This window comes from Albimonas pacifica (assembly GCF_900113695.1).
GTDB lineage: Bacteria > Pseudomonadota > Alphaproteobacteria > Rhodobacterales > Rhodobacteraceae > Albimonas > Albimonas pacifica.
On the sequence record NZ_FOQH01000046.1, the window covers coordinates 1 to 3,003 of the forward strand.

Genomic DNA, 3,003 nt, shown 5'->3' on the forward strand with positions numbered 1-3,003 from the left:
CAGGCGAGAACCTCCCAGTTGGCGGGGCTGCCGTCCGGGGCGAGCGCATCGTCGCCGCCGGGGGTGAGCAGGCCGCCGAAGTCGAGAACGATCGGAGTGCGCAGGACGACGAGGGGGACGGCGACATCGTCATGCCCGCGGTCCACCCATGGCGCGGTGAAACGCCCCGCAAAGCGGGCTTCAACGGACCTGAACGGCCGCGGATCGTGGGGCACGCGGAGCGGGATCCAGAAGGGCTGGACGCCCGTCGCCTCCGCGAACTGCACCAGCGTCCTGCGCTGGGCTCGGGTCAGCCGCCAGGTGGCCTCCCCCTCCATGGGCAGGTGCTCGAAGAGGCGCTCGATGCGGGAGACGCCGCCCGACATCTCGGTGCGCTCCAGGCCGAGGTCCATCTCGAACTCGAAGCGCGCCAGAGGCTCGCCGGCGGTGGGGTCGAAGGGGAAGACGATCATGTCTCGATCTCCAGCCGGGCGCGGACCTCGAAGCCGGAGGGGCGGGCCATCCAGGAAGGCCGGGCGTCGGCGAACTTGACGAGCGCCGGCGTGGCCTCGTCGCTCTCCTCCACCAGGCGGAGCGGCAGCGTGAAATGATCCGCCGCGTGGTCGCGCAGAAACAGCACCAGGTCCCGGGCCTGCTCGCGGGTCAGCTCGAAGACGACGGTCGTGATCTTCGTGGACCGCGAGGCCAGCTCCTGCGGCGTCGTCCAGCCTCGGCCGAGGTCCGGGCGGGCGGTCGGACGGCCCGCGTCGGTCGCGTAGTCGCGGGCGAGCGGCGGAGGGAGGGTTGCGGGCCAGGTCGCCATCAGGTCGCGAGCCCCGCGAAGACGGTGCCCTCGTAGGCGCTGGGCAGATAGAGGCGGGCGGTGATCTTGCCGCGGCCGGGTCCGTCCATCTCGACCGTGTCGACGGTCAGGTCGAGGAGGAAGTTCTGCCCTTTGCCGATGGCGACGTGGGTGGGCTCCTGGCCGCCCCCCAGGACGTGCAGGGGGATGGGGGGCTCGTCGGGCAGCGTGATCCTGCGGGGGCCGCTCTTGGTCATGGCGAGCGGCCCGACGACCGTGCCGTCCGCCTGGCGCAGCTGGGTCCAGCGGATGCCGCCGTCGATATCGGGCACCGGGCGATCGAGGGTCAGGTCCCAGCCGTCCTCGGTCTCGTCGACCGCGATCAGGCGGGCGGCGTCGCCCCAGCCGAAGGTGGGCCAGGAGAGGCCGACGCGCTCGCCGGCGCGCGCCAGGCGGCTCTCGCCGCGGACGGAGAACTGGGCGATGAGCCGGCCGGCCTTGCGCTGCTGCCAGCGCACGCGGGCGAAGTCCTGCGCGAAGTCGGGGTGCATGCCGTAGATCTTCAGCTCGGTCGGGCGCCCGGCGGAGGCCGGCCAGACGACGGAGCGTTCCGCGAGGCTGTCGGGATCGAGCGTGACCACCTTCACGCCGTCCGGGTCGCCCACCGACCGGAAGCCGAAGTTGAGGCGCAGCGTCCCGGGGATGACGTTCAGCGGGCTGAAGAGGAGGGTGCGGTCTTCCTTCGGACCTTCCTGCCGGATCGAGACCTTGCCGTTGTAGATCTGCATGTCGGCCAGCGCCGGCTGCAGCGCCAGGCGGATCGCTTCGCGGGCGCTCACCTGGTCGGTGAGCAGGTGGTCGAAGGTGATGCCCACGCCCGAGTGCAGCACCCGCGCGGCGCGCAGCTCGACCAGGTCGAAGATCCGCGCCGGGTCGTAGCCGAGGCCGTAGTGCGGGTTGGTGAGCATGTCGTAGACCGCGCGCGCCGGCGACCGCGAGCGCCCGAGCTGGTCGCCGTCGTAGGGGGTGCGGATCTTGGGCAGGAGGCGGGTGGCCGCCACTCGGATCCGCTCGATCGCGGCTTGCGAGAGGCCGGCCGTCGCCTCCAGCTCCAGAGCCAGCAGGGTGACCGGGCCGTAGACGGTCTGGCCCGACGGCCGGAGGATCCGGCGGCCCTTCAGCTGGGACCAGACGCACCGGCTCTGCGCGGCGGCGGCCGTCGATTCCTCGCTGGTGCGCCGTCCGCGGATGCGCCACTCGCCGGTCCCGGTGAAGATCGTCTGGGTGAGCCGGATCGGGGTGTTGAGCGACTCGCCAGCGGTCAGGTGGTCCCCGGTCGAGACGCTGACGTCGGTGGTCTGCCAGCCGCCGGTGGGATTGCCGCCGGCGTCGAGCTGCTGGATCTGGAAGCGGAACGTGGCCGTATCGGCGAGCAGCTCGCCTGTGGTCTCGTCGGCCGTGTAGAGACCCGCCGGGAACTCCAGGTCGACCTCGATCTTGTTCACGCCCTGGCCCGTCTTGGTGACCTGGAAGGGGCCGGTCCAGCGCGGAATGCCGGAGGTGTCGAAGGTGGTCGGGGAGGTCGCCTTGTAGACCGTGCCCGAGGACCAGGAGCCGCCCTTCAGCGGCCCGCCCACGTCCTTGAGGCGGAGGGTGTGCAGCCCGCCGTCGGCTTCGCCTTCGTCGGCGTCGTACTCGACCCGGTAGCTGTAGCGCTCGACGGTCCCGTACTGGTCTACGCCCCCGGCGGTGACCCGCACGAGGTCGCCGGCCGACAGGGCGAGGACGCCTGCCGGCGCGGTCTCGGAGAGATACCAGACCTGCACGCCGCCCTGGCGACGCGCGACGGCGCCGTCGAAGCTGCGCAGCTCGGTCGAGCCGCCGGTCTCGTCGGTCACGCCCGAGCCCACGTCCAGGTCGGTGCGATTGCCCGAGGTGTCGATCGCGCCGATGGTGAACGAACCGTTGTTGGAGCTGGTGCCCGACACGGTGATCGAGGCGCCCTCCGCGAAGGCGTCGACGGCCGCGCCGGTGGCGTAGAGGCGGATGGTGCGGGGCGCGATGAAGTCGGCCGCGAGCGTGTGCTGCTGGTCCTGCGTGCTGGCGCGCAGCTCGACGCCGGCCACGTCCACCGAGGTGACCACGTCCTCCCAGATCCCGAAGTCGTCGCCGATGACGCCATGGCGCTGGAGGTGGTCCTTGGGCCCGTAGGCCTTCCAGCG

General features: G+C 71.9%; 3 protein-coding genes. All 3 read right to left on the reverse strand.

Annotation, left to right across the window (positions count from 1 at the left end):
• On the reverse strand, window positions 1-452 hold a 452-nt coding region (locus BM064_RS26435), incomplete at its 3' end, for a hypothetical protein (RefSeq protein WP_143103487.1).
• Complete coding sequence (locus BM064_RS26440; RefSeq protein ID WP_092866544.1) at window positions 449-802, reverse strand: hypothetical protein; 354 nt, start codon at window positions 800-802, stop codon at window positions 449-451. The genes BM064_RS26435 and BM064_RS26440, both read right to left, overlap by 4 nt.
• A partial coding sequence (locus BM064_RS27715; RefSeq protein WP_177236419.1) for a host specificity factor TipJ family phage tail protein occupies window positions 802-3,003 on the reverse strand: 2,202 nt, incomplete at its 5' end. The genes BM064_RS26440 and BM064_RS27715, both read right to left, overlap by 1 nt.